The sequence below is a fragment of the Actinoplanes sp. GCM10030250 genome (assembly GCF_042666575.1).
Classification (GTDB): Bacteria; Actinomycetota; Actinomycetes; order Mycobacteriales; family Micromonosporaceae; genus Actinoplanes.
In genome coordinates, this window is record NZ_JBHTDO010000007.1 from 213,696 (window position 1) to 237,706 (window position 24,011).

The following is a 24,011-nucleotide window of genomic DNA, read 5'->3' on the forward strand; positions in this document are numbered from 1 at the left end:
AACCCGGGAATCACTGCGCCGCGGGCGGCGGGGGCCGAAGAAAGAGGCTGACCCCGACGCCATCCCCCGGAGCCGGCCACAGATGACCTCCCTCAGCGAAGCCCCAGTCGACGCGAACGTGCTCGACATCACAACTCTCGACACCGCGATTCTCGACGCGGTTCGGGACACCACAGTCCTCGACGCCGCCGCGCTGCTCGCCCTCGCCATGGGCGGTGCGCCCGACGTCGGCATCCACCCCCGCATCGACCGTCCGAAAATCGTGACGGACACGGCAGTGGTGGTGGGTGCCTGGCGCAGCCTCGACGGCGTGGTCCGGCTCCGGTTGCGGCTGGACGGCACCTACGCCGGTGAGGTGGCCGGCCGGCGCCGCCAGGCTCGCGGCACCTACCAGATCGACGGGACGTCGGTGTTCCTTCATGACGAGTCCGGCATCAGCACCCCGATCGCCGTGCACGAGGGCGAACTCGAGATGGCCGGGCACCGCCTCCTGCCGGTGTAGCGCCCCGGCCCGGTGGCCGCGATGCTGAGTTCATGATCGATTGGTTGAACAGCCCGGCAGTGGTGGCGTTCGGCGTACCGACGTCGTGGGCGGAGGTGCTCGGCTTCGCGACCGGTTTGGTCAACGTCGGGCTGCTCGTACGCCAGCACATCCTCAACTGGCCCCTCGGCATCCTCAACGTCCTGCTGCTGATGGTGGTCTTCTGGACCGCCGGGCTCTACGCCGACGCCGGTCTGCAGATCGTCTACGTGATCCTCGGCCTGTACGGCTGGTGGGCCTGGCTCTACGGCGGGCACGACCGAACCAGGCTGGTGGTCCGCGACACCACCCGAACCGAGTGGATCGGCCTGGCCCTGGCCGGTGTGGTGGCCACCGGTGCCCTCTGGCTCTTCCTGGACCGCCTCACCGGCTCGACAGTGCCGCTGGCCGACGCCCTCACCACCGCCCTGTCGCTGCTCGCGACGTACGGTCAGACCCGCAAGCTCGTGCAGAACTGGTGGATCTGGATCGCCGCCGACCTGATCTATATCCCGCTCTACGCGTACAAGGGCCTGTGGCTGACCGCGATCCTCTACGTGGCGTTCCTGATCCTCTGCGTCCTGGGCCTGCGTGCCTGGCGGGCGGCGCTGCGGTCACAGCGGGCGGAGGTGCCGGCGTGAGGTACGGGCACGGGCTGATCGTCGGCAAGTTCTATCCACCGCACGCCGGGCACCACGCGCTGATCGAGGCCGCCGCAGCCGTGTGCGAGCGGGTGACAGTGGTGGTGGCCCCGTCGTCGGGCGAGAGCATCCCCCTCGAACTGCGTCTGGAGTGGCTGCGGGCGGCGCACGGGCCGGCCGTCCGGTTCGCCGGGGTCTACGACGACCATCCGATCGACTACGACGACCCGGCGGTCTGGGAGCTGCACATGGCGGTGTTCCGGGCGGCGGCGGGCACCGGCCGGGTGGACGCGGTCTTCTCCTCCGAGGCGTACGGGACCGAGTTGGCCCGCCGCTTCCACGCAGAGGCCGTCGTTGTCGACCCGGAGCGGACCCGGATCCCGGTCTCCGGCACCGCGATCCGGGCCGACCCGGTCGCGAACTGGGCCTACCTCGGCCCGGGGGCGCGCGGGTGGCTGGCTCGCCGGGTGGTCGTGGTCGGCGCGGAGTCCACCGGGACGACCACGATGGCCCGGGCCCTGGCTCGGCACTACCGGCTGCGCGGCGGCGTGTGGGCGGACACCCGCTGGGTTCCGGAGTACGGCCGTGAGCTCACCGAGCGCAAGCTGGCCGGCCTGCGCCGGGATCGGCAGGAGGCGACCGTCTTCGACGTGACCTGGGATCGGGACGACTTCGTCGCGGTCGCGGCGGCACAGAACGCGGCCGAGGACCAGGCCGCCCGCTCCGGTTCGCCGGTGCTCTTCGCGGACACCGACGCGTTCGCCACGACGATCTGGGAGGAGCGCTATCTCGGCAGCACGTCCCCGGCGGTCCGGGATCTGGTCCGGGAGCCGGATCTCTACCTGCTGACGGACGATGCCGGCGTGCCCTTCGACGACGACGGCTTGCGTGACGGAGAACACATCCGGCAGTGGATGACCGGGCGGTTCCGTACCGAATTGGTGGTGCGCGGTGTCCCGTACGCCGTATTGGCCGGACCCTATGCCCATCGCCTGCGCACAGCGATCGCCCTGGTCGACGGCCTCCTGGCCGGCGGCCGAGATCTCACCCCGCCGCTGATTCCTCATGTCCGGGCGTCGGTGGCCGAAGCGTGAAGCATGCGCCACTCGAGGATCGCCATCACCCTGGCCGCCGTCTCCCTGTCGCTCGGCGGTTGCGCCGCGCTCGGCCTCGGTGAGACCCCGGGCGACTCGTCGGCAGCATCAACCGCCGGCGAGCCGTGGATGCTCGTCGAGGCGGGCAAGGCGACACCGAGCCCGGCGCCGTCGCGCGGCCGCAGCCTCACCCCTTCGCCGGACCCGTCGCTCTCGGCGCCCGCCCTCGATCCCGCCTGCACCAGGATCTGGCCGCGGACCGAGTCGGCATTCATCCCGATCGAGGTGACGCCCGGCGCGGGCACGCTGAAGGTGGAGTGGCCGGCCCAGTTCGACTCGAACTACCGGCTGGCCGCCGTTCCGCAGGCGCTGATCTCGGGCAAGCAGCCCGAGCCGGTGTGGCAGTCGGTCGCGGCCGGTTCCGGCTGCTCGGTCACCGCCACCATCACCGGGCTGACCTCGGGCAAGGCGTACATCGTCTGGCTGGACGCGCCGAACACCGGGCGGGAGCGCGACGGCACGCGCCACCTGTACAGCGGTCGCTCGGGCGTGGTCTACCCGCAGTAACGCCGCAGGCCGTCGATCAGCAGGTCGAGGCCGAACTGGAAGCGCTCGCCCGGTGCGCCCGAGGTCATCACCTCGGCGTGGCCGCGCAGATGCGGGAACCCGGCCAGCATCAGGCCGAACATCGCTTCCGAGACACGCATCGCGTTCGGGCCGGTGGGCACGCTGGCGAGCGCGGCGCGGGCCAGGTCGTTGTGGGAAATCATGATTCGGTACGACCGGTGCGCGATTTCCTTGAGCTGGTCCTGCCACCGAGCGGGGTCGGGTGCGGGCAGCTCGAAGTCCGCGTAGATCTCGTCGAACATCAGCCTGACGTTCCTGATGCCCGCGCACGGCCGGCCGGACGCCGGCGGCCATTGATCGGGCCTTGGGTCTCCGGGGAGGCCGGCTGCGATCCAGGCAGGTCAGGTCGTGGGCAGGCCGGCTGCTTTCCAGGCGGCGAAGCCGCCGGTCAGGTCGGTTGCGCGGTGCAGGCCGAGATCCTGCAGGGCGACCGCCGCCAGACTGCTGGTGTAGCCCTCCTGGCAGGTCACGATGACCTCGAGGCCGTAGTCACCGGCGAACGGCAGCCGGGCGTCGGAGCGTGGGTCGAGGCGCCACTCCAGCACGTTGCGCTCGATCACGACGGCGCCCGGGATCTCGCCGAACTCGGCGCGCTGGGCGGCCGGCCGGATGTCGACGAGGACGGCACCGTCGCGCACGGCGGCGTGTGTCTCCTCCGGCCCGAGGCGCCGCAGGCGGGTGCGCGCGTCGGCCAGGATCTCGCTGATACCGCGGGAGCCGGGAGGGGCAGTGGTCACCACTGGGCACCGGCCCGCTCGACGGTGAGCACTTCGAGGCCCGCGGGGCCGACCCGGTACTTGGTCATGCTGGTCAGCGCCGGTCCGTAGACGTGGATGCTGATCGCCGGCCGGGCGGACCGGTTGACGATGCGGTGGATGTGGTGGCTGCCGAACCGGCGGCCGGCGCCCTCGCCCAGTTCGCGGGAGATGATTTTCGGTGTCCCGAATGTCCCGGCCGAGACGGTGTCCTCGGTCAGCGTGCCGCTGTACACGTGGAACGCGCCCGCCGAGCCACCGTGGTCATGGATCTCGGTCTCCTGCCCCGGTAGCCAGGTGAGCAGCCACGCCTCATGATCGTCGGCGATCCGGAGACGGTGGAACCACCGCTGGACGGGATCGAAGCGCGGCGCCACCGGCCACGTTTCCGGCGTTGCGGCGAACTGCTGTGCGGTGGCGAGGTGATCGAGGTGAACACCGGTGACAGTCATGACGGCTCCTTCGCGGGTATATATAACCTATAGGCAAGATAGGTTTTACCACAAGATCGGACTCGCGGGTCACGAACGCGCGGATCCGGCGGCACGGCTCGTCAGGGGTACCTCGAAAGAGGCTTGGTGAAGATTGCCTCTTTCTGGCACTGGCGCGAAAAACTTCAATCTGCAACTGTGTCGATACTCTGTGTCGACCAAAGTGGCTTGTCAGTCACCAGTTCGGCCTACCAGCCTCAGCCGTAACGGCGGAATTGCTGGTCAGCCGGTCCCTGGGCAATCGGGAAAGCTATATCGTGAGCGGCGCCGCCGAAGACCGGTTGCCGGAGGCCGCCCGCGTACCTCCTCCGATGCCCCGATGAACGAGGACGGACAAGTGTTGAAGTCTCGCCGCGGCCTGCTCGCCGCCGGCCTCACTGTCGCCGTGATCGGCACCATCGGAGTCGCATCGACTCTGAACGCGGGCGCGGAACAGATCCCGGACGTCCCCGCCCCCTCGCCGGCCGCTGTGGCGCCGGCCGACCAGCCGGAGGCGAACCCCTCGGGAGCGAACCCCTCGGAGGCGACGCCTTCGGAGGACGCGCCTTCGGAGGACGCCGCTGAGGCCGCTCCGAAACTCACGCCGCCGGCGATCCTGCCGTGGGGTGCGAAGCCGCGCAGCATCCGCAAGGGACGCGACGGCGCCAGCAGCAAGTCGCTCAAGGCCGCCGGCCTCAGTGCCGCGCCCGACCGCGTCGACGAGGCCCGCGGGCAGGATTACGCACCGAAGGGCCGCACCTCGAGGACCACGTTCCTCAAGACCGAGACGACAGACGTCGTGCCGCCGGCCCCGCCGTCACCCGCCCCGACGGCGAGTGCGGACACCAGGCCGACCGTGCACTACCTCTACAACGTCGCCTCGCAGGCCGCCGAGTCCGAGGGCGCGTATGCGAACCTCACCATCAGCAAGCCCAAGCTGGACAAGGGCGACTATCACACGCTTGCCGAGGTGGCGGTGCAGTCCCCGGACGGCGGCCACCAGGTCGTCGAGGCCGGCTGGACCGTGGACCGTGTGGTCAACGGCGACGACGACCCGCACCTGTTCGTCTTCCACTGGGTCGACGGCAAGCCCGCCTGCTACAACAAGTGCAAGTTCGTGCAGTTCAGCGAGAACATCCGGCCGGGTGACACGCTTCCGCAGGACACCCAGAAGCAGTTCGGCATCCAGTACACCGGCGGGGCCTGGTGGGTCGCGTACGACACCGAGTGGGTCGGTTACTTCCCGGGCGAGCTCTGGGGCAACAAGTTCGAGAAGACCGGCCTGGTGCAGATCTTCGGCGAGGTCGCCGCGTCCACACCGGAGCCGTGCACCGAGATGGGCAACGGCAAGACCGCCATCGACGAGAAGACCGGGCTCGACCCCGGCACCGCCGCCAAGATCGGCAGCATCTCGTTCTACAACGGGCCCAAGGTCGACCCGTACGTCCGCAGCACGTCGAAGGTCTATCCGATCTCGAAGTTGAGCGCCCGGACGTTCCGCTACGGCGGCCCGGGTAAGTGCGGCCCCGTGGTCGAGCCGAGCAGCTAGTAGATCTTCATGATGCCCGGTTCCCGGAAGGGAGCCGGGCATCGATGTTTTTCCGGGTTTCCGGGCCCACCCTTGAACCGGTCCGCGTGCCACGATGTACATCCGGGTGGCCGGGCGGAACCCGAGGGGAGCTGGCGCCGATGAAGCGACGGGTGAGCCCCGACGAGCAGCTGATGACCGCGCTCTACACCGAGCACTACTCAGTCCTGATCAACTTTGTGTCCCGATACGTCTCGGATCGGCACAAGGCGGAGGACCTGGTGCAGGAGACGCTGTTACGAGCGTGGAAGCACATCGACCATCTCGACCCGGAACCGGGCCGAACCAGGTCATATCTGCTCACCATCGCCCGTAACGTGGTGACCAACGCCTGGCGCGCGGAGCAACGCCGCCCCCGGCTGGTCGCCGACGAGAACGCGGTCAACTCAGTGCCGTCGGCGGACAACGTGGATCAGATGGTGGAGGGCTGGCTGGTGGCCGAGGCGCTGGAGCGTCTCTCGCCGGAACACCGGGCAGTCATCCAGGCGATGTATTACGAGGGGCAGAGCGTGGCGGACGCGGCGCGGAAACTGTCGGTGCCCGAGGGCACGGTCAAATCGCGCGCCTACTACGCCGTTCGCGCACTGCGTACGGTCTTCGAAGAGATGGGGATGCTCCGATGAGCGACCTCGACGAGCACGGCAACCTGCACCGCTTGCTGGGCGGCTACCTCCTCGGCGGACTTGACGAGGCCGACACCGAACGGCTTGACGAGCACCTCCACGACTGCGCCGAGTGCCGAGCCGAACTCGACCGGCTGTCTCCCGTACCGGAAATGCTGCAAAGCCTGCCGGACGCGCGGCACCTGGGTGGCGGCGCACCGCTCGCGGTCGCACCGACCGCGCGACCCAGCCAGCAGAACATCGAAGGACTGCTCGGCCGGATGCGGGCCGAGAAGACCAGGGAGACCCGGGTGGCCCGGGTGCGGTGGCTGGCCGCCGCCGCGGTGGTGATGATCGCGGCAGCCGCCATCGGCTACGGCATCTTCACCAACGGCCGGGTCCAGCCCGGCAAGATCCCGGACGCGCTGCCCAGCGTGGAGCTGGTGTCCGCGCGGTTCGAGGCGGCGCCCGGCAGCGGGCTGACCGGCTCGGCGGTGGTGACGCCCAAGAAGTGGGGCGTCGCGGTGTCGCTGGACGTGAGCCGGATGACCGGCGAGGGACCGTTCCTCTGCCTGGTGCGTAACAAGAGCGGTGCCACCGAGCAGGCCGCGGTCTGGGGCGAGACCCCCGACGGTGAGGCGGAACTGACCGGTGCCAGCGCTACGAAGGTGGCCGACGTCGACGCCATCCTGATCACCGATCGGGCCGGGAAAGTGCTCGGCACCGCTCCGCTGACGTGAACGACGCCCGCGCCGCTGGGACCGTCCGGGTCGCAGCGGCGCGTTCTCGACGTCGAGCGGAGGGGAAATCGATGATCAGGGCGGCTCGGGCGGACGAGATGGGCCGGCTTCAGCAGATCGAGGTCGAGGCGGGCCGGTCGTTCGCCGCGGTCGGTATGGACGCCGTCGCCCGGGACGAGCCGCTGCCGGCCGCCGAACTGCTCGACTATCAGCGGGACGGCCGGGCCTGGGTGTACACCGATGAGGGTGACCGGCCGGTGGCGTACCTGATCGCCGCGTGGGTGGACGGTGTGGTGCACCTGGAGCAGGTCTCCGTCGATCCGGCGTTTGCCGGGCGTGGCGTCGGTGCGGGCCTGATCGAGCACCTGGTGGGCTGGGCTCGGGAGCGTGGTTCCGAGGCGCTGACGCTCACCACCTTCGCGGAGGTGGTGTGGAACGCGCCGTACTACGAGCGGCTGGGCTTCCGGCGTCTGACCGAGGGGGAGTTGACGCCCGGGCTGCGCGAGATCCGTGCCGAGGAAGCGGCGCACGGACTCGACCGGTGGCCGCGGCTGGCCATGCGCCGGGAGCTGCGGGGCTCCTAAGGTAAGGGGCATGCGCGCCGCAGTTTTCCACGAGCCGGGTCCAGCATCGTCCGTCCTCCAGATCGTCGGCCGTGCGATGCCGGTGGCGGGTGCTGGTGAGGTGCGCGTCCGTATTGTCCTTTCCGCGGTTAATCCGACGGATACCGGCACTCGGGTGGGTAAGGGCGTTCCGGACGGGGTGGCGCTGCCGCGCGTACCGAATCAGGACGGCGCTGGTGTGGTGGACGCACTCGGTGAGGGCGTGCGTGACTTCGAGCCGGGTGATCGGGTCTGGGTGTGGGATGCCGCCTACGGGCGGGCCGACGGTACCGCCCAGGAGTACATCGTGCTGCCCCGCCACCAGGTGGTCCGGATGAACGACGACGTTCCGTTCGAGGTCGGTGCCGCCCTGGGCATCCCGGCGCTGACTGCGCATCGCTGCCTGACGACTGCCGCCGACGGGCCGGCCCGTTTGGCTCCCGGTGCGTTCGCCGGACGTACCGTCCTGGTCGCGGGAGGTGCCGGCGCGGTCGGCAACGCCGCGATCCAGCTCGCGAAATGGGCCGGCGCCACCGTGTTGACCACGATCAGCTCCAAGGAGAAGGCCGACCTGGCCACCTTCGCCGGGGCGGATGCGGTGATCAACTACCGCTCCGAGGACGTCGCCGCCCGGATCAACGAGCTGAGCGACTCCGGCCCGCACGTCATCGTCGAGGTCGACACCGCCAACCTCGACCTGGACCTCGACGTGATCGCGCCCGGCGGCAACATCGCCCTCTACGTCCCAGGCACGTGCACTGTGCCGAGCTTCAAGGCGATGCTGAAGAACGTCAGCCTCGACTTCGTGCTCACCTACACGACCACCCCGGACGAGAAGCGCAACGCGGTCGAGGCTGTCGCCGAAGCGGTCAATGCGGGCGCCTTCCGGGTTGGCGAGGAGGCGGGTCTGCCGATCATCCGCTTTCCGTTCGACCGGATCGCCGAGGCCCATGAGGCGGTCGAGAACCACGCGGTCGGCAAGGTGATGATCGACGTGACAGCTGGCTCCTAGCGGGGCTTTTCCGGCAGCAAGGCACCCCTGAGCGCCAGCTGAGTTTCCCGGCTGGCGCTCAGGGGTGGGTTTCGAGCCGGAAGGCACCCCTGAGCGCCAGCTGAGGGTCTTGGCTGGTGATCAAAGGGGGTGCGGGGTGAGGAGGGCGTCGGCTACTCGCTCGGTGCCGCGGCCGTCTACCGCGGACCAGCCTCGGGTGGCGAGGGTGGTGCGGGCGGCGGGGTCGGTCAGGAGTCGGGCGAGGATGTCGGGGGCTGAGGTGTCGAAGTTGTTGAGCCGGCCGAGGCCGGCTGCGTAACCGCGGGCGACTGTACGTTCGTACCCCTGGATCTGGTTGTCGACCACCCAGAGTAACGCTGCCGCGCGGCCGAGGCAGAGCAGCTCCCAGGTGGACGTGCCGCTGGCGCTGATCACCAGGTCGGCGTCGACGAGGAGTTTCGGCAGGTGGTCGGTGGGTTCGATGATCTCGAAGCGCTGACCGGGGCCGGGGTTCACCGCCAGCAGTTCCGAGCGCAGGCTGTCGTCGGCGGCGATCACTGTGGCGTCGAAAGGGACCGCGCTGCGGGTGAGCAGTCGCGCGACCTGCGGCGCGGCACGGTAGGCGTCGGTGCCGCCGAAGAACGCGACAACCTTGGGGGTACGGGTGGACGTGTGCACCGGTGCGACAGCGGGCCGTAACCGGCGCACCGACGAACGCAACAGCGCGTAGTCGAGACCGGCGAGGCGTACGGCGCCCGCGTTGAGATGCGTGTCGAGTACCGCGTCGAGGTTCTGGTCGACGTAGATGTCCGCTGCCTGACCACGGAGGTCACCGTCCACGATGGCCAGTACGGTCCGGCCGGTCTCACGCACCGCAACACTGTGCTGCGGCGGCAGCGTGTAGGAGTCGGTGATCAGCGCGTCCAGCCCGAGCCGTTCGGCGGCGGCGACCATCCCGACCGTGTCGTAGGGCGCGGGATGCCAGGGCAGCCCACGCTGCTCCAATTGGGACACCGCCCACGCGACACCGCCGAGGTCGCTGAGGAAGTGCACGTCCACACCGCGTGCGGTCAGCTCCTCCGCGAGCGCGACGCAGCGTACGAGATGCCCCACTCCGGTCTTCGGCCCCGCGTCACAGCGAACTCCGACGATCATGCTCGTGCCGTCGTCTGGAAGCAGCTCACGCCTGGTCCAGTTCCTTCTGGCGGATGTGCGAGTTGAGGGCGGCCAGGTCGGGCCGGCCGGCGAGCCAGTCGGCGAGGACGCGTACCGCGATCGGGCTGCCGCCGAAGTGGTCGACGACCGCCTCGATCAGCTTCCAGTCGTCCTCGGTGTCCAGGGTCAGCCGCAGGTGGGACAGGTCCGGCTGCACGGTCAGCCCGATCACGTCGAAGTCCTCCGGGTGCGAGTAGACGTACGACGTCACGTGGGTCCGATGGTGCTGGTACGCCAGCTTGTCGACCTCCTTCAACACGCTCGCCCGGACCACCTCCACGTCCAGCCCGCGCGGCAGCGTACGAGTGATCGACGTCGTCAGATAATCCACCTCCGCCGCCGCGAACACCCGGTACGCCCGGGCCACCAGCCGCGGGTCGAGCAGCGGGCAGTCGGCGGTGAACCGCAGCACGGTGTCGGCGGTGTGCGTCTCGAGCACCCCGAGGAACCGGGTCAGCACGTCGTCGACCGGCCCCCGGTAGCAGGCCACGCCGATCCGCTCACACTCCGCCGCGACCGCGTCGTCGTCGGCTTCCGTCGTGGTCGCGACGACCAGTTCGTCCAGGACGCCGCTCTCCCGGGCGGCTCGGACCACCCGGTCGAGAACGGTCCGTCCGCCGAGGTGGCGCAGGACCTTGCCGGGCAGCCGGGAGGAGCCCATCCGGGCCTGAATGATGCCGAGGGTGCTCATGATTTTCCTCTTCGAAGAGCCTTGCGGGCGATGACCAGGCCGGCCTTGGCGGCGCGGTAGCCGAGGGATCCGCTGAACATCGCGATCTGGGACTTGGCACGGCCCAGTTCGGCGTCGCGTTTCTCCAGTTCGGCCTCGTAGAAGTGGTTGCGCTCGGTGGCGTCCGCGAGGCGGCGGCGCAGCGCATCGAGCTGCTCCTCGTGTTGTCGGCGGATGTCCGGTGCGGGTTCCGGGTCGGGGACCGGCGGGGTGCCGGGCAGTCCGGCGGCGCCGGCGAGCACCTTGGTCAGCCGATCCACTTCGGTCACGCCGGGCCAGGGGTGGGCGTATCCGCCGGTCAGCAGAGTGCGGGCGAACCGGCCCAGCACGTCGGGCCGCTCCGCCACCGACGGGTCGAGCAGTGCGAAGCGGTCGCCCTCCACCAGCACGTTCTCGGCGGCAGCGTGTGGCAGCGCGGTCATCCAGCCGGTGAGCAGACGTCGCAGGGACGGCAGGTCGTGCCCGAGTGCGGCGGTCAGCAGCAGCTCCTCGAGCAGCCGTCCGGTCGGTAGCGGGCCGCCCAGTCCGGTGTCACCGCGCACCACCCGGCGTTGCCATTCGCCGGGGCCGCCGGCGATCTCGATGACGGAGGAACCGCTGGTGAGCAGCGCCGGCGGGATAGGGAAGGGCACGGCCGGGCGTGGGGCCAGGTGGGCGACGGCCAGCCAGCCGGGTGCCAGTTCGGCGCCGAGACCGCGGCGCACGGCGGTGGCGGCGAGGCGGCGCGGGTCACTCAGGACGGCCTTTGTCGTGTACGCCGAACCGACCACTCCGGTCACCAGGGCGGCGAGCGGATCCAGGGGGCCGTACCGGAGGGTTTCGGGGGTGGCCAGCAGTGCCGGGTGCCCGGGTGCCGGCCAGACGGCGGCGAGCCCGGTGACCGGGAGTCCCTCGTTGCCGAGGACGGCGGCGAGCCGGTCGGCTCTGCCGGGTGCGGTGCCGAACTCGCCGAGCGGGCGCCACGCGTCGCCGGTGCGGGAGGCGGTGGGCGTACCGGGGTCGACGAGCCGGTGCACGCCGAGCTCGTTCTCCACGACCAGCAGCAGCGTGCCGCCGGGTCGCAGCGTGCGCTTGAGGGCGCGGACCGATTCGGCCCAGTCGTACTGGGGGCCTTCGGGTGAGCAGAGCCGGCCGGTGCCGTCGAGGGCGACAACGGTGTCGTACCGCTCGGTCTCGGTGAGCTTGGGCAGGGTGCCGCAGAGGACCCGGACGCCGCTCTCGGACAGCCGTTCGGCCTCCGGCTGGGAGCGGACCAGGCAGGTCACCTCGAGGCCGGGGGTTAGGGCGTCGATCAGGGCGTCGTCGTGCGGTCCGGCGACAAGGACCCGGGTCCGGGCCGGCAACCGGTCGAGCAGGTGCCGGTAGAGCGCGCCGCCGGCCGGGGGACGCTCTTCGGCGTACTCCGGCATCTCGCCGCCGATCATCTGGATCATGCCGCCACCGCCTGGCTCTGCCGGGCGAGGCCGGTCCGGGCGAGGCTGGTCCAGCCGAGGGTGGCGCGCAACTCGGCGGGCGAGGCCAGGTAGCCGTGACCGAGTTCGGCCAGGGCGGTGGCCCGTGCCTGATCCGGATCGGGGGCGACACCGTGCAGTTCCGGCCATTCCCGGCGGATCCGCTCGGCGGTCGGCGTGCTCTCCTGATGCAGGTGCATCGGGTCGCCGTAGACGGCGGGCTCGCATCCGGCAGCGACGCCGTAGAGCACCGCGCTACTCAGCCGGTTCGACGCCACCCGGCGGTGCCGGCGCACCTCGGCCAGGAGTTTGTGCAGGAAGCGGGGTTCGGTCCGCTCCCGCATGTAGCCCCGATATCCGTGGCAGATCACCCGGCCGGCCCGCTCGTACGCGGCGCGGATCCGGCTGTCCTGGAACTCCTGCCAGTACAGGCAGAAGGTGACCGGTCCGGTCTCGGTGGCGACGATCTCGTCGATCAGCCGCCGGTGGTCGCCGGCGACCTTCTGACCCTCCCAGCCGTGGAACGGATACCAGATGGTGCCCGCACGCGGCTCAGCCGGGCCGACAGCCGGATCGGAAGCCGGGCCGAAAGCCGGACCGGGAGCCGGGCCGGAGGTGTCAGGCGTGGAGCGCAGCAGGTAGAGGAAGGGCGAGCCGATGACCGTCGCCTTCGGTCGGCCCATCGACCACGCGCGCCGCCGGGTCCGCTCGGACCAGACGAAGATCGGCATGCCGGGCGCGTACGGCGTACCGGCGCCGAGCCCGTCCACCACGTTCCAGCCGTGCTGGAGATACCCGTCGATCCGCGGGGGATCGTCCGGGTTCAGCCCGCAGTAATCGGCGAGAACGTGGGCGTGGCCGTAGAAGTGGTTGCCGTGGTGCACCGGCTAACTCCCGAGGATGCCGCGCAGCACCTCGACCACGCGATCCTGGTCGGTGTCGGTGAGATCGGCGAAGAGGGGCAGGGAGAGCTGCTCGGCGTAGAAGGTCTCGGCGACCGGGCACATGCCCCGCCGGTATCCGAGGTCTTCGAAGACCGGGTGCCAGTAGACCGGGATGTAGTTGACCTGCACTCCGATGCCGGCGGCACGCATCCGGTCGTACACCTCACGGCGGCGACCTCCCAGAATGCGCACCGGATAGAGATGCCGCATCGGGTCCACCTCGGCGCGCTGCGCCGGAAGGCGCAGGCCGGGCACGCCGGCCAGGAGTTCGTCGTAGCGGGCCGAGAGGTACGACCGGCGCGTCTTGAACTCGCCGATCCGCCGCAGTTGCGCGCTGCCGAGCGCACACAGCACATCCGGCAGCCGGTAGTTCAGGCCGAACTCGGGAACCTCGTACCACCAGCCGCCCTCGTCGGTGTGGCGCAGCTCGTCGCGGACCACCCCGACCGTGCGGAAGGCCCGGACGCGGGCCAGCAGGTCGGGCCGGGTCGACGCGACAGCCCCGCCCTCACCGGTGGTGAGGTTCTTGGTCGGGAAGAACGAGAACGTGGTCAGGTCGGCGAGCGTGCCGACCGGCCGTCCCTTGTAGGTGGAGCCGATCGCGTGCGCCGCGTCGCCGACCAGGATCGACCCGGTGCTCTCGCTGATCTTGCGGAGCCGGTCGTAGTCGGCGGGCACTCCGGCGTAGTCGACAGCCGCGACGACCCGGGTCCGCTCGGTGACGGCGGCCTCGACGGCGGCCGGGTCCAGGTTGGCGGTGTCCTCCTCGACGTCGGCGAAGACCACCTTCGCCCCGAGCAGGGCGGCACCGGACGCTGTCGCCACGAACGTCATCGGCGTGGTGACCACCTCGTCGCCGTCCCGGACGCCGGCGGCCGCGTACGCCGCGTGCAGTGCCGTCGTCCCGTTGGTCACCGTCACGCAGGGCGCACCCGCGACCCGCGCCAGGTCGGACTCGAAGTCGGCGACCCGCGGCCCGGTGGTCAGCCAGTCGCTGCCCAGCGCGGCGACAACGGCCTCCACGTCGGAGGAGTCGATGGACTGGCGTCCGTAGGGCAGCATCACTTCTCCGTGAGGAGGGCGCGCATGTCGTCGACCGAGAGCCACAGGTCGTTGTTGTCCGAGCGGTAGTTGAAGCCGTCGGAGACCGGCTCGCCGCCCTCGGGCGCCTGGTAACCCCAGCTCGCGGCGACCGGCTGGACCACGTAGCGGTCCGCGAAGCGCAGCGTGCGGCGGCTGTCGTCGGCCGCGATCATCTCCTCGTGCAGCTTCTCGCCGGGCCGCATGCCGATCTCGTGGGTCGGCGCGTCCGGTGCGACGGCCTCGACCAGGTCGGTGACCCGCATGCTCGGGATCCGCGGCACGTAGAGCTCGCCGCCGCGCATCACGTCGAACGAGTCGACGACGAACTTCACAGCCTGGTCCAGGGTGATCCAGAAGCGGGTCATCCGCTTGTCGGTGATCGGCAGGCTCTTGCCCTCGGCGGCGAGCTTGCGGAAGAACGGGACGACCGAGCCGCGGCTGCCCATCACGTTGCCGTAGCGGACCACGGCGAGGCGGGTCGGGTGGGTGGCGGCGTAGTGGTTGCCGGCGATCACGATCTTGTCGGCGGCCAGCTTGGTGGCGCCGTACAGGTTGATCGGGCTGGACGCCTTGTCGGTGGAGAGCGCCACGACCTTCTTCACCTCGGCGGTGATCGCGGCGTCGATGACGTTCTGCGTGCCGTTGATGTTCGTCGCGACGAACTCGGACGGGTTGTACTCCGCCGTGTCGACCTGCTTGAGCGCGGCCGCGTGGACCACGTAATCGATGCCGTGCATGGCCCGGGACAGGCGCTCGCGGTCGCGGATGTCACCGATGAAGAACCGCAGGCGCGGGTCGTCACCGAACATCTGCCGTACCTCGTACTGCTTGAGCTCGTCGCGGGAGAACACAACGATGCGGTGCGGGTCGAGGTTGTCGAGCGCGTACCTCAGGAATGCCTTGCCGAATGAACCGGTGGAACCGGTGACAAGGATCGAGGAGCCGGCGATTTCAGACACGTGTTTTCTCCGGGGGGATCAGCGAGAGGCCGGTACGAGCCGGAAGCATAACCAGCTGAACTGGCATTTCCACAGCTGCGGGGAAAGGCAAGTGTCAGTTCATTCTCAGTTAATCCGGCATTGGTCGGCAGGACCAGGAGACTGCGGGAAAGTAGGACTCCTCTGATCCCCCCACCATGGAGTACCACGTGAGTGAGCTGCAGAAACTGCGTGACGCGTTCCGTACCGCGCTTGACCTTCCGGCGGACGCGCCCGTGGACGAACTGCGCTACCAGGACTTCGAGAAGTGGGATTCACTGGCTCACATGTCATTGGTCGCGACGATCGAAGATGAATTCTCGGTAATGATTGACACGGATGACGTCATCAATATGTCCAGTTTTACCGAGGCCGTGCGAATCCTCGGTAAATACGGGGTGGACGTCAAGTGAGTGTTGCCCTCGTGACCGGTGCGTCGCGCGGCATCGGCCGGGCGGCCGCGCACCGTCTCGCCGAGGAGGGCCACGATCTGGTCCTGCACGGGCACGGCGAGTCCGGCGTCGCCGAGGCGGCCGCGGCTCTCGCCGGCAAGTTCGGTGTCACAGTGGTGCACGCCTGCGGTGACATCGCCGACCCGCAGACCAGCAAGGCCCTGATCCGGCTCGCGTTCGAACGGTTCAAGCGGCTGGACGCGCTCGTGATCAACGCCGGTACGCACGCCGCCGGCATGCTCGGGATGACCGACGACGCCACGATCCAGCGGCTCTTCGCGGTCAACGCGGCGGGTAGCGCGTACACGCTGCAGAACGCGGTCCGGCTGCTCGCCCGCGGGCAGAACCCGGCCGTCGTGCTGACCGCCTCGATCACCGGTACGCACGGTGCGGCGGGCCAGGCCGTCTACGCCGCGTCGAAGGCTGCCGTGGTCGGGCTGACCAGGTCGGCCGCCAAGGAACTCGGCCCGCGCGGCATCCGGGTCAACGCCGTGGCACCCGGCTTCATCGCGACCGACATGCTGGACACCCTGGACGAGGCCGGACGCGCCGAGCGGATCGCGGACACCGCCCTCGGCCGTCTCGGCACCGCTGAGGAGGTCGCCGACGTGATCGCGTTCCTCCTCTCCGACCAGGCCCGATTCGTCACCGGACAGGTGATCGGGGTCGACGGGGGACTGACGCTGTGAACCTGCTCCACCCGGACGCCCGCGTCGTCGACGCGGTGACCGGTGAGACGCTGACGCCCGAGCTGATCGATCAGGCCGCCGCCGAGCTGGCCGGTGAGCCGCTGGTCTTCCTGCCGATGCCGGCGACCGTCGCGGCCGTGGCCCGCTATCTCGCGGCACTGCGCCTGGACAAGCCGGTGGTGCTGCTCGATCCGGAGACCGACCACACCGGACTGATCGAGCGGTACACCACCGGCGAGGTGCATCCGGACCTGGGGCTGCTGCTCACCACCAGCGGCTCCACCGGCAACCCGAAGCTGGTGCGGCTGTCCCGGTCCGCGGTGATGGCCAACGCCGAGCAGGTGGCGGAGAGCCTCGGCATCACCGGTGACGACGTCGCGATCACGACGCTGCCGCTGTTCTACTCCTACGGGCTGTCGGTGTTGCACTCGCACCTGCTCAGGGGTGCGACGGTGGTGCTGGAGCGGACCGGCATCCTGCGGAAGGACTTCTGGAGCGCGGTCGGTGAGTACCGGGTGACGTCGCTGGCGTTCGTTCCGTACCAGTACGAGATGTTGAAGCGGCTGCGTTTCGACCCGGGGAAGTACTCGTCCCTGCGTACCATCACCCAGGCCGGCGGCCGATTGCGCACCGACCTGGTCTCCGATTTCGCACAGCGGATGGACGCCGCAGGCGGACGCATGTTCGTCATGTACGGCCAGACCGAGGCCGCACCCAGGATGGCCACCCTCCCGCCGGACCGCCTCGCCGGCAAGGCCGGCTCGGTCGGCCTCGCGATGCCGGGCGGCGCCTTCACCATCGAGGACGACGAGGTGGTCTATCGCGGACCCAACGTCATGATGGGGTACGCGGAAACCGGCGCTGACCTGGCGAAAGGTGACGAGCTCGGCGGCGTGCTGCGCACCGGTGACCTGGGACGGCTCGACGACGAGGGTTTCCTGTTCCTGACCGGGCGGATCAAACGGATGGGCAAGGTGTTCGGCGTCCGGATCAATCTGGACGACGTCGAGCGCAACTTCCCGGTCGCCGCGGTCGCCGGTGACGACCGGCTGCACGTCTTCGCCGAGGGCGCCTCCGACGACGAGGCCCGGGCGTTGCGCACCAAGATCTCCGAGTGGCTCGGCACCCATTTCACCGGGGTGAACGTGCGCCCCGTCGACGCGCTGCCGCTGCTGCCGAACGGCAAGACCGACTATCGGGCGCTGGAGGCGTCGTTGTGAGTGTCTTCACTCTGTCCCAGTCCCAGAAGGACGAAGTTCTGTTCAAGGAGCTCACCGCGCTCGTCGACCATCACCGGGCGCGGTGCGAGCCCTATCGGAGGATCCTCTCAGCCTCTGGTTTCACCGAAGGGTCCGGTATCTCGGACTTGCCGTGGCTTCCGGTCCGCCTCTTCAAAACCCTGGAGCTGAAGAGCATCCCCGACGACGAGGTCTTCAAGATCCTCACGTCCAGCGGTACCACAGGAGAAGTTAGCCGGATTTATCTGGACAAGGCCGCGGCGGCTGAGCAGACCCGTCGCCTCGGTGCCACGGTGCAGACCGTGCTCGGCCCCAAGCGCCTGCCCATGCTGCTCGTCGACACGAAGGCGATGCTCAAGGACCGTCGCTCGTTCAGCGCCCGCGGCGCCGGTGTGCTCGGCATGTCCACCTTCGGCCGCGACCACGTCTGGGCGCTCGACAACGAGGGCGCCGTCGACCTGGAGGCGATCAGGGGTTTCCTGGTCAAGCACGGCGACCAGCCGTTCCTGATCTTCGGGTTCACCTTCCTGGTCTGGCTGCACCTCTACGAGGTCGCCCGGGAGCACAACCTCGACCTCGGCAACGGCATCCTGATCCACTCCGGCGGCTGGAAGAAGCTCGTCGACCAGGCCGTCTCGCCCACGGAGTTCCGGGCTCGCCTGGCCGGCGTCGGGCTGACCCGGGTGCACAACTACTACGGGATGGTCGAGCAGATCGGCACCGTTTTTCTGGAGGGACCGACCGGTGGCTCGCTGTACTGCCCGGACTTCGCGGACGTCGTGGTTCGCGACCCGCAGACCTGGGCGGAGCTGCCGCCCGGCAAACCGGGACTACTCGAAGTGGTGAGCACCCTGCCCACCTCGTACCCGGGGCACGTGCTGCTCACCGAGGACCTCGGTGTGGTGCACGGTGTCGACGACGGCGACTGGCCGGGCAAGCGGTTCTCGGTGCTCGGCAGGTTGCCGCGGGCCGAGGCGCGAGGCTGTTCGGACACGTACCGGGAGGCGGCGTGATCACCTTCCGGTTCGGGGCCGAGGGCGACCTCACCGCGCCGTCGGAGGACCGGCTGACCGTCGGCGATCCGCGGGTGGTGGAGTTCCTCGCCAAGCTGGCCCGCAAACTGCTCGCTCCGGCGGTGGCCCGGCGGCACCCGGAACTCGGGTCGCTCGGTTACTTCCTGCGGCCGGCCGAGCTGAGCCGTGCTGTCGAGAGGATGGCCCGGCAGGACGCGCTGGTGTTCCCGAGGGGGAACGTGTTCCACGTGCCGCCGGCCAATGTGGACACCATCTTCGTGTACTCGTGGGCGCTCTCCGCGCTGGCCGGGAACCACAACGTCGTCCGTGTCTCGTCGCGGTCGGCCGGTGCGGCCGAGGTGATCCTGGACGCGCTCAACGAGATCGACGCCGATCCGGTCATCGGGCGGACCCAGCGGATGGTCACGTACGGGCGGGACGACGCGGTCACCGGCGCGTTGAGCAGGTGGTGCGACCTGCGGGTGATCTGGGGTGGTGACGCGGCGGTGAACAGTATCCGTACGTTCCCGCTGCGGCCGTCCGCGCGGGACCTGACGTTCCCGGACCGGACCTCGTGGGCGGTGCTGTCCGTACCGGGGTGGCGGGCCGCGGATCCGGCCGCGCGGCGCACTGCCGTTGTCGGGTTCGCGAACGACGCGTACTGGTTCGACCAGGCTGCCTGCTCGTCACCGCGGACCGTCTTCCTGGTCGGCGGTGACGGCGCCCAGGTCCGCGCCGAGTTCCTCGAGCTGCTGCTCGACGTGGTGGACCAGCGCGGCTGGACCGTGGACGCGGCGATGGCTGTGGAGAAGCGGGTCAACGCGTACGGGCTGGCGGCGACCGGCGCGGCGTCGGCGCTGGACTTCCCGGACAACCGGATCACCGCGGTGACGCTGACCGGCACCGGGGATGCGCCCCGCCGCTGGATCGGTGCCGGTGCGTTCCCGTTCGCCGAGGTGGACTCGCTGCTCGACCTGGTACCGGCGATGAACCGGCAGGATCAGACCGTCAGCCACTTCGGGTTCACCCCGTCCGAGCTGCGCGCGTTCGCCACCGAGCTGGGCGGGCGTGGCGTGGACCGGATCGTGCCGTTCGGGTCGGCGCTCACCTTCGGCGCCCTCTGGGACGGCTACGACCTGCCGAGCGAGTTCACCCGACTGACCACCCTGCTGACGTGACCCGGACGCTTGCCGAGCCGGCCGTCACGGAGCCGGCTCCGCCGGTGACCCGCCGTCTCCCCCGGGTGCTGTGGTCCCTGCTGCCCTGGTTGCTTCCCGCCGCGGCGGGAGTCTGGGTGCTGCACGCCGCCGCAACGCCGGACCGCGACATCGCCCTGTACGGGGCCTACCTCCTGTTCGTCGTGGTGCTGCCGGGCACGCTGGTGTTCCGGGCGGTCTTCGGCAGCCGTGGCAACTGGCCCGAGGACCTCGGTCTCGGCGCCGCCACCGGACTGCTCGTCCTGCTGGTCGGCTGGGCGCTCGCCGCAGCGACCGGACAGCAGCAGTTGCTCCCCGGCTGGCCGGCGCTGATCGTGCTGCTGTTCCTGCTCGTCCCCGGGCTGCGCCGGCACTGGCGGGCCGGCCCCGGCGAGCCGCTGCCACTGGGCTGGTCGTGGGCGATCTCCGGCGTCCTGGTGCTGGTGGCGGCCTGGTCCGTTGTCGTGTTCCACGGCGTGCCGAGGCTGCCGACGACCGTCGAGGTCTACCCGGACCTCTACTACCACCTCGCGCTGATCCACGAGATGACCCGCTCGATGCCGTTCCAGGTGCCGCAGCTGGCCGAGGAGACGCTGCGCTACCACTACCTGTCGGACGCCGACATCGCCGCGGCCAGCATGATCACCGGCATCTCGCCGGTGACCGTGTTCCTCCGGCTCTGGATGCTGCCGATCATCGCGATCGCCGTCGTCGTGTTCGCGGCGCTCGGCCGCAGCGTGACCGGCCGCTGGTGGGCCGGGCCGGTGGCGGCGCTGATGGGCTTCGTCGGGCAGACGGTGGTGGCGGGATCGCCGTGGGGGCCGCCGGGCATCGGACTGCCGGTCACCCTGCTCAGCCCCTCCCAGACGTACGCCATGCCTCTCATCGGCCTGTTCGTGGTGATCGTCGTCGACGCCCTGCGCGGCCGGTCGCTGCGCTGGGGCTGGCTCTTCCTGCCGGTGCTCGCGGTGGCCTGTGCCGGAGCGAAGGCGAGCGTGCTGCCGCCGCTGGCCGCCGGCCTGCTGCTGGTGATCGCCGTGACCCTGGTGTTCCGGCGGCGGATCCCGTGGACCGCGCTCGGCCTGCTGGCGGCCACCGCGTTCGGCATGGTGGCCGGGCTGCGCCTGTTCGCCGGTGGTGGCGCGGGCACCCTGGAGGTGCAGTTCGTCGCGACGGTGCGGTGGTTCTCGCCGTACCAGCACCTGCTCGGTGCCGAGGACGGTGTTGACCGGGGCGGACTGTGGCCGCACGGTGTGGCGAACGCCGACGTGGCCGGTCGCTGGTTCGTCGTCTGGGCGGTGGTGTGGTGGCTGCTGGTGCAGGCACCCCGGCTCGTCGGCCTGGTGCTCACCCCGCGGCGGCGCGACCCCGAGGACACCGTGCCGTGGCTGATCGCCGGCATCGTGATCGCCGGGACGCTCGCGATGTGGCTGCTCTACCACCCGTCGGCGAGCCAGATCTACTTCTTCAACGCGGTGCTGCCGTTCTGCGGTGTGCTGACGGCGTGGGCGCTCGCCGATCGGGTCCGCGGGTGGTGGGTGCCGCTTGCCGGAGCCGCTGCCGGGCTGCTCTGGGCGTGGCTGGCACCCGCGGTGGACGTGCCGCAGGAGCAGACTCCGGGTGCCTGGGCATGGGCGATGGCCGTACCCCTGCTTCGCACTGCCGCCCTGGCAGCCGGCGTCGCGCTGATCGCCGTGCTGATCTGGCGGCGCCGCGCCGCGCGTGCCGTGCCCGCCGCGCTGATCGCCGCGCTGATCGCCGCCGGGGTGTTCTCCTCGGTGCAGAACACGGTGAAGTACATCGCCGACCCGGCTGAGCCCCGGGCCCGCCCGGCGATGGCGGTGCGAGGGGTGGAGATGCGCGCCGCACTGTGGCTCGACGAGCACGCCGGCCGCGACGACGTGGTCGCGACGAACGTGCACTGCATGCCGATGAAGGCGACGCTGTGCAACGCGCGCGCCTTCTGGGTCGCCGCGCTCGGCGGGCGTCGCACCCTGGTCGAGAGCTGGGGATATTCGGACAAGACGGTGGCCGCGAACGGGGAGAACGACCTGCGGTACGTCTACCAGCCGGCGCCCGATCCGGCGATCTTCGAGCTGAACCAGCGGGTGTTCGCCGAGGGTGATCCGGTGGATGTGGCGCGGCTGCGGGAGGATTACGGCGTACGGTGGCTTTTCGCCGACACCCGCGCCGGTGAGATCTCGCCACGCCTCGCCTCGATCGCCGCGATCCGCCTCCAGCGGGGACCGGTGACGATCTACGAGTTGAGGTGACGGTCGGGTTAACCCTACTGTCGATCGGGCGGCTCGCGGGATCGGCGGGGAGGCCTCGGATGCCTAGCGTTTCTGACATGACGACGACATACTCCGGCGCCGACGCACAGCCGGGTCTGGCCTTGCGCTACCTGCGCCAATTGGGCATCGACACCCAGTACGTGCTTCTCGGGTTCCCTCTCGGCCTGATCACGATCGTGCTCTGCATAACCGGCTTCGCCGTCGGCATCGGCACCGCGATCATCTGGGTCGGCCTGCCGATCCTGGTCGCCACGCTGACCATGTCCCGCGGTTTCGCCATCCTGGAACGGGCCCGGATCGGCCCCGTCCTGGGCCGGCAGGTGCCGCACCCGGTCTACCGCGCCGACCGGGACAAGGGCTGGCTGCGCCGGTTGATGGCCCCGCTGACCGACGCGCAGTCGTGGCTCGACATGGTGCACGGTATGTTCCGGTTCATCCCCAGCACGCTGGCGTTCTGCTTCGTCATCACCTGGTGGGCGGTGACCCTGGCCGGCCTCAGCTACCCGCTGTGGGACTGGTCGATCCCGCACCCGGAGAGCAACTACGAGCTGCCCGAGCTCCTCGGCTTCCAGGACAGCATGGGCGCCCGGATCACCATCAACGTGGGCATCGGCCTGTTCTTCGCCGCCACCCTCTACCCCGTCGTCCGCGGTGCCGCGCTGCTCGAGGCGGTGTTCGCCCGGGGCCTGCTCAGTGGCGTCGACGAGCTGCGCCAGCAGGTCGCCCAGGCCAATGCGGACCGCGACGTCGCCCAGCAGCAGAAGGCGGCGGCGGTCTCGGCCGAGGCGGTCGCCCTGCGCAAGCTGGAGCGCGACATCCACGACGGGCCGCAGCAGCGGCTGGTCCGGCTGGCCATGGACCTGGGCCGGGCCGAGCAGCAGTTCACCACCGACCCGGACGCGGCCCGCGCCACCGTCGCCGAGGCGCTCAGCCAGACCCGGGAGACCCTGGACGAGCTGCGCGCGCTCTCCCGCGGGATCGCCCCGCCGATCCTGGTGGACCGGGGCTTGCAGGCTGCCCTGACGGCATTGGCCGGCCGGTGCACGGTCCCGGTCGACCTGGACGCCCCGCCGATCGAGCGGCTGGATCCGGCAGTCGAGTCGACAGCGTATTTCGTGGTGGCCGAGGCGCTGACCAACGTCGCCAAGCACAGCAACGCCAGCGAGGTGCGGGTGAGCGTGCAGAGGATCGCCACCGGACTGCTGGTGACGGTCTCCGACGACGGTGTCGGCGGTGCCAGCCTCGCCAAAGGTCACGGCTTGGCCGGGCTGGACGACCGGGTCCGGGCGGCCGGCGGCGTGATGGCCGTGGACAGCCCTGACGGTAAAGGGACAACGCTCACTGCGGCTCTGCCCCTCTGACTCTCCGCGGATCTGACAGCATGGCGGCATGCGGGTGGTGATTGCTGACGACGCGGTGCTGTTGCGTGAGGGCCTGGTAAGGCTCGTCGAGGAGAACGGCCACACGGTGGTGGCGGCCGTCGGCGACGGGCCCTCCCTGGTCGCGGCCGTCGTCGAGCACCGTCCGGACGTCTCCATCGTGGACGTCCGGATGCCGCCGTCGCACACCGACGAAGGGCTGCGTGCCGCCGTCGAAGCGCGGTCGAAGGTGCCGGGCAGCCCGATCCTAGTGCTCTCCCAATATGTCGAAGTGTCGTACGCCGACGATCTGCTCGCCGACCGCCGTGGTGCGGTCGGCTACCTGCTCAAGGACCGGGTGTCGCTTGTCGCCGACTTCCTCGACGGGCTGACCCGGGTGGCCGAGGGCGGCACCGTGCTCGACCCCGAGGTGGTCGGCCAGCTGCTGGTCCGCCGCCGGCGTGACGACCCGCTGCGCAGCCTCACCCCGCGGGAGGGCGAGGTGCTGAGCCTGATGGCCGAGGGCATGTCGAACACCGCGATCGCCCGCAAGATGGTGGTCACCGAGGGTGCGGTGGAGAAGCACGTGCGCAACATCTTCACCAAGCTGGGCCTGCACCAGGACGAGGAACAGCACCGGCGGGTGCTGGCAGTGCTGGCCTACCTCCAGGCGTAGGGCTAGCACTACCCCCGACCGGGGTGCTCGCAGTATCGCTCGCCCACTGCGGACTCCATAGCGTT

26 protein-coding genes are annotated in these 24,011 nt (G+C 70.1%); 17 read left to right on the top strand and 9 right to left on the bottom strand.

Annotated elements, in window-relative coordinates; translation table 11 throughout:
* The first annotated feature begins 82 nt into the window (after positions 1-82).
* From ACFQV6_RS12835 to ACFQV6_RS12850, 4 genes are read left to right on the top strand one after another with little or no spacing between them, the layout of a single operon-like run.
* On the top strand, positions 83-502 hold the full coding sequence (locus ACFQV6_RS12835; RefSeq protein WP_378027641.1) for an Atu4866 domain-containing protein: 420 nt from the start codon (positions 83-85) through the stop codon (positions 500-502).
* 32 nt (positions 503-534) lie between these two features.
* A complete protein-coding gene (gene pnuC / locus ACFQV6_RS12840; RefSeq protein ID WP_378027642.1) occupies positions 535-1,161 on the top strand; it encodes a nicotinamide riboside transporter PnuC in 627 nt (208 codons plus the stop codon).
* Positions 1,158-2,255: an AAA family ATPase gene (locus tag ACFQV6_RS12845; protein WP_378027643.1), complete on the top strand. Its 1,098-nt coding sequence runs from the start codon at positions 1,158-1,160 to the stop codon at positions 2,253-2,255. Before pnuC ends, ACFQV6_RS12845 begins: the two co-directional genes overlap by 4 nt.
* A gap of 3 nt (positions 2,256-2,258) precedes the next feature.
* Positions 2,259-2,822 (top strand): hypothetical protein, encoded by a 564-nt coding sequence (locus ACFQV6_RS12850; RefSeq protein WP_378027644.1) that lies wholly within the window; start codon positions 2,259-2,261, stop codon positions 2,820-2,822.
* Here the strand turns inward: ACFQV6_RS12850 and ACFQV6_RS12855 are convergent.
* The 3 genes from ACFQV6_RS12855 to ACFQV6_RS12865 all read right to left on the bottom strand — a co-directional run bounded on the left by ACFQV6_RS12855 (position 2,810) and on the right by ACFQV6_RS12865 (position 4,089).
* Positions 2,810-3,124 carry a TetR/AcrR family transcriptional regulator C-terminal domain-containing protein gene (locus ACFQV6_RS12855; protein ID WP_378027645.1) on the bottom strand — a complete coding sequence of 105 codons (315 nt, stop codon included), beginning with the start codon at positions 3,122-3,124 and terminating at the stop codon, positions 2,810-2,812. The two genes, ACFQV6_RS12850 and ACFQV6_RS12855, sit on opposite strands and share 13 nt — an antisense overlap.
* Positions 3,125-3,223: 99 nt before the next feature.
* Entirely contained in the window at positions 3,224-3,619 is a 396-nt protein-coding gene (locus tag ACFQV6_RS12860) for a rhodanese-like domain-containing protein (protein ID WP_378027646.1), read from the bottom strand.
* Positions 3,616-4,089, bottom strand: coding sequence for a cysteine dioxygenase (locus tag ACFQV6_RS12865; RefSeq protein WP_378027647.1), 474 nt, complete (start codon positions 4,087-4,089; stop codon positions 3,616-3,618). The genes ACFQV6_RS12860 and ACFQV6_RS12865 overlap by 4 nt, the downstream gene beginning before the upstream one ends.
* Before the next feature lie 376 nt (positions 4,090-4,465).
* On the opposite strand from ACFQV6_RS12865, the gene ACFQV6_RS12870 reads away from it, so the two are divergent.
* The 5 genes from ACFQV6_RS12870 (at position 4,466) to ACFQV6_RS12890 (ending at position 8,651) form a co-directional block, all read left to right on the top strand.
* On the top strand, positions 4,466-5,656 hold the full coding sequence (locus ACFQV6_RS12870) for a neprosin family prolyl endopeptidase (RefSeq protein WP_378027648.1): 1,191 nt from the start codon (positions 4,466-4,468) through the stop codon (positions 5,654-5,656).
* Between the two features lie 140 nt (positions 5,657-5,796).
* Positions 5,797-6,318 (top strand): sigma-70 family RNA polymerase sigma factor, encoded by a 522-nt coding sequence (locus ACFQV6_RS12875; RefSeq protein ID WP_196416942.1) that lies wholly within the window; start codon positions 5,797-5,799, stop codon positions 6,316-6,318.
* Positions 6,315-7,037, top strand: coding sequence for a zf-HC2 domain-containing protein (locus ACFQV6_RS12880; RefSeq protein WP_378027649.1), 723 nt, complete (start codon positions 6,315-6,317; stop codon positions 7,035-7,037). Before ACFQV6_RS12875 ends, ACFQV6_RS12880 begins: the two co-directional genes overlap by 4 nt.
* Positions 7,034-7,621: a GNAT family N-acetyltransferase gene (locus tag ACFQV6_RS12885; protein ID WP_378027650.1), complete on the top strand. Its 588-nt coding sequence runs from the start codon at positions 7,034-7,036 to the stop codon at positions 7,619-7,621. The genes ACFQV6_RS12880 and ACFQV6_RS12885 overlap by 4 nt, the downstream gene beginning before the upstream one ends.
* 10 nt (positions 7,622-7,631) lie before the next feature.
* Positions 7,632-8,651 (top strand): NADPH:quinone reductase, encoded by a 1,020-nt coding sequence (locus ACFQV6_RS12890; protein WP_378027651.1) that lies wholly within the window; start codon positions 7,632-7,634, stop codon positions 8,649-8,651.
* Positions 8,652-8,771: 120 nt separating this feature from the next.
* Here the strand turns inward: ACFQV6_RS12890 and ACFQV6_RS12895 are convergent, their stop codons facing one another.
* The 6 genes from ACFQV6_RS12895 to pseB are packed head-to-tail and all read right to left on the bottom strand — an operon-like array spanning position 8,772 to position 15,012.
* Complete coding sequence (locus tag ACFQV6_RS12895; protein ID WP_378027652.1) at positions 8,772-9,785, bottom strand: PseG/SpsG family protein; 1,014 nt, start codon at positions 9,783-9,785, stop codon at positions 8,772-8,774.
* A 25-nt stretch (positions 9,786-9,810) separates the two neighbouring features.
* On the bottom strand, positions 9,811-10,539 hold the full coding sequence (locus ACFQV6_RS12900; RefSeq protein WP_378027705.1) for a cytidylyltransferase domain-containing protein: 729 nt from the start codon (positions 10,537-10,539) through the stop codon (positions 9,811-9,813).
* Positions 10,533-12,008: a hypothetical protein gene (locus tag ACFQV6_RS12905; protein ID WP_378027653.1), complete on the bottom strand. Its 1,476-nt coding sequence runs from the start codon at positions 12,006-12,008 to the stop codon at positions 10,533-10,535. The genes ACFQV6_RS12900 and ACFQV6_RS12905 overlap by 7 nt, the downstream gene beginning before the upstream one ends.
* Entirely contained in the window at positions 12,005-12,910 is a 906-nt protein-coding gene (locus ACFQV6_RS12910; protein ID WP_378027654.1) for a hypothetical protein, read from the bottom strand. Before ACFQV6_RS12910 ends, ACFQV6_RS12905 begins: the two co-directional genes overlap by 4 nt.
* 3 nt (positions 12,911-12,913) lie before the next feature.
* The gene (locus ACFQV6_RS12915) at positions 12,914-14,032 is read right to left on the bottom strand and encodes a DegT/DnrJ/EryC1/StrS family aminotransferase (protein ID WP_378027655.1); all 1,119 of its coding nucleotides are present in this window, start codon (positions 14,030-14,032) and stop codon (positions 12,914-12,916) included.
* Positions 14,032-15,012 (bottom strand): UDP-N-acetylglucosamine 4,6-dehydratase (inverting), encoded by a 981-nt coding sequence (gene pseB, locus ACFQV6_RS12920; protein WP_378027656.1) that lies wholly within the window; start codon positions 15,010-15,012, stop codon positions 14,032-14,034. Before pseB ends, ACFQV6_RS12915 begins: the two co-directional genes overlap by 1 nt.
* A 188-nt stretch (positions 15,013-15,200) precedes the next feature.
* Here pseB and ACFQV6_RS12925 point away from each other — a divergent pair, with 188 nt between their 5' ends.
* The 8 genes from ACFQV6_RS12925 (at position 15,201) to ACFQV6_RS12960 (ending at position 23,946) form a co-directional block, all read left to right on the top strand.
* A complete protein-coding gene (locus tag ACFQV6_RS12925) occupies positions 15,201-15,443 on the top strand; it encodes an acyl carrier protein (protein ID WP_378027657.1) in 243 nt (80 codons plus the stop codon).
* On the top strand, positions 15,440-16,171 hold the full coding sequence (locus ACFQV6_RS12930) for an SDR family NAD(P)-dependent oxidoreductase (protein ID WP_378027658.1): 732 nt from the start codon (positions 15,440-15,442) through the stop codon (positions 16,169-16,171). The genes ACFQV6_RS12925 and ACFQV6_RS12930 overlap by 4 nt, the downstream gene beginning before the upstream one ends.
* Positions 16,168-17,391 carry an AMP-binding protein gene (locus ACFQV6_RS12935; protein ID WP_378027659.1) on the top strand — a complete coding sequence of 408 codons (1,224 nt, stop codon included), beginning with the start codon at positions 16,168-16,170 and terminating at the stop codon, positions 17,389-17,391. The genes ACFQV6_RS12930 and ACFQV6_RS12935 overlap by 4 nt, the downstream gene beginning before the upstream one ends.
* Positions 17,388-18,422, top strand: a complete 1,035-nt coding sequence (locus ACFQV6_RS12940) for an acyl-protein synthetase (RefSeq protein ID WP_378027660.1) — start codon at positions 17,388-17,390, stop codon at positions 18,420-18,422. Before ACFQV6_RS12935 ends, ACFQV6_RS12940 begins: the two co-directional genes overlap by 4 nt.
* Positions 18,419-19,600, top strand: coding sequence for an acyl-CoA reductase (locus tag ACFQV6_RS12945; RefSeq protein ID WP_378027661.1), 1,182 nt, complete (start codon positions 18,419-18,421; stop codon positions 19,598-19,600). The genes ACFQV6_RS12940 and ACFQV6_RS12945 overlap by 4 nt, the downstream gene beginning before the upstream one ends.
* Complete coding sequence (locus tag ACFQV6_RS12950) at positions 19,597-21,891, top strand: hypothetical protein (RefSeq protein ID WP_378027662.1); 2,295 nt, start codon at positions 19,597-19,599, stop codon at positions 21,889-21,891. The genes ACFQV6_RS12945 and ACFQV6_RS12950 overlap by 4 nt, the downstream gene beginning before the upstream one ends.
* A 77-nt stretch (positions 21,892-21,968) precedes the next feature.
* On the top strand, positions 21,969-23,273 hold the full coding sequence (locus ACFQV6_RS12955) for a sensor histidine kinase (RefSeq protein WP_378027663.1): 1,305 nt from the start codon (positions 21,969-21,971) through the stop codon (positions 23,271-23,273).
* A 28-nt stretch (positions 23,274-23,301) separates the two neighbouring features.
* On the top strand, positions 23,302-23,946 hold the full coding sequence (locus tag ACFQV6_RS12960) for a LuxR C-terminal-related transcriptional regulator (RefSeq protein ID WP_378027664.1): 645 nt from the start codon (positions 23,302-23,304) through the stop codon (positions 23,944-23,946).
* Positions 23,947-24,011 lie beyond the last annotated feature (65 nt).

Coding starts and splice junctions, on each gene's coding strand:
- ACFQV6_RS12835 (WP_378027641.1), top strand. CDS start 83: ATGACCTCCCTCAGCGAAGCCCCAGTCGACGCGAACGTGCTCGACATC.
- pnuC (WP_378027642.1), top strand. CDS start 535: ATGATCGATTGGTTGAACAGCCCGGCAGTGGTGGCGTTCGGCGTACCG.
- ACFQV6_RS12850 (WP_378027644.1), top strand. CDS start 2,259: ATGCGCCACTCGAGGATCGCCATCACCCTGGCCGCCGTCTCCCTGTCG.
- ACFQV6_RS12855 (WP_378027645.1), bottom strand. CDS start 3,124: ATGTTCGACGAGATCTACGCGGACTTCGAGCTGCCCGCACCCGACCCC.
- ACFQV6_RS12865 (WP_378027647.1), bottom strand. CDS start 4,089: ATGACTGTCACCGGTGTTCACCTCGATCACCTCGCCACCGCACAGCAG.
- ACFQV6_RS12875 (WP_196416942.1), top strand. CDS start 5,797: ATGAAGCGACGGGTGAGCCCCGACGAGCAGCTGATGACCGCGCTCTAC.
- ACFQV6_RS12880 (WP_378027649.1), top strand. CDS start 6,315: ATGAGCGACCTCGACGAGCACGGCAACCTGCACCGCTTGCTGGGCGGC.
- ACFQV6_RS12890 (WP_378027651.1), top strand. CDS start 7,632: ATGCGCGCCGCAGTTTTCCACGAGCCGGGTCCAGCATCGTCCGTCCTC.
- ACFQV6_RS12895 (WP_378027652.1), bottom strand. CDS start 9,785: ATGATCGTCGGAGTTCGCTGTGACGCGGGGCCGAAGACCGGAGTGGGG.
- ACFQV6_RS12905 (WP_378027653.1), bottom strand. CDS start 12,008: ATGATCCAGATGATCGGCGGCGAGATGCCGGAGTACGCCGAAGAGCGT.
- ACFQV6_RS12915 (WP_378027655.1), bottom strand. CDS start 14,032: ATGCTGCCCTACGGACGCCAGTCCATCGACTCCTCCGACGTGGAGGCC.
- ACFQV6_RS12955 (WP_378027663.1), top strand. CDS start 21,969: ATGACGACGACATACTCCGGCGCCGACGCACAGCCGGGTCTGGCCTTG.
- ACFQV6_RS12960 (WP_378027664.1), top strand. CDS start 23,302: ATGCGGGTGGTGATTGCTGACGACGCGGTGCTGTTGCGTGAGGGCCTG.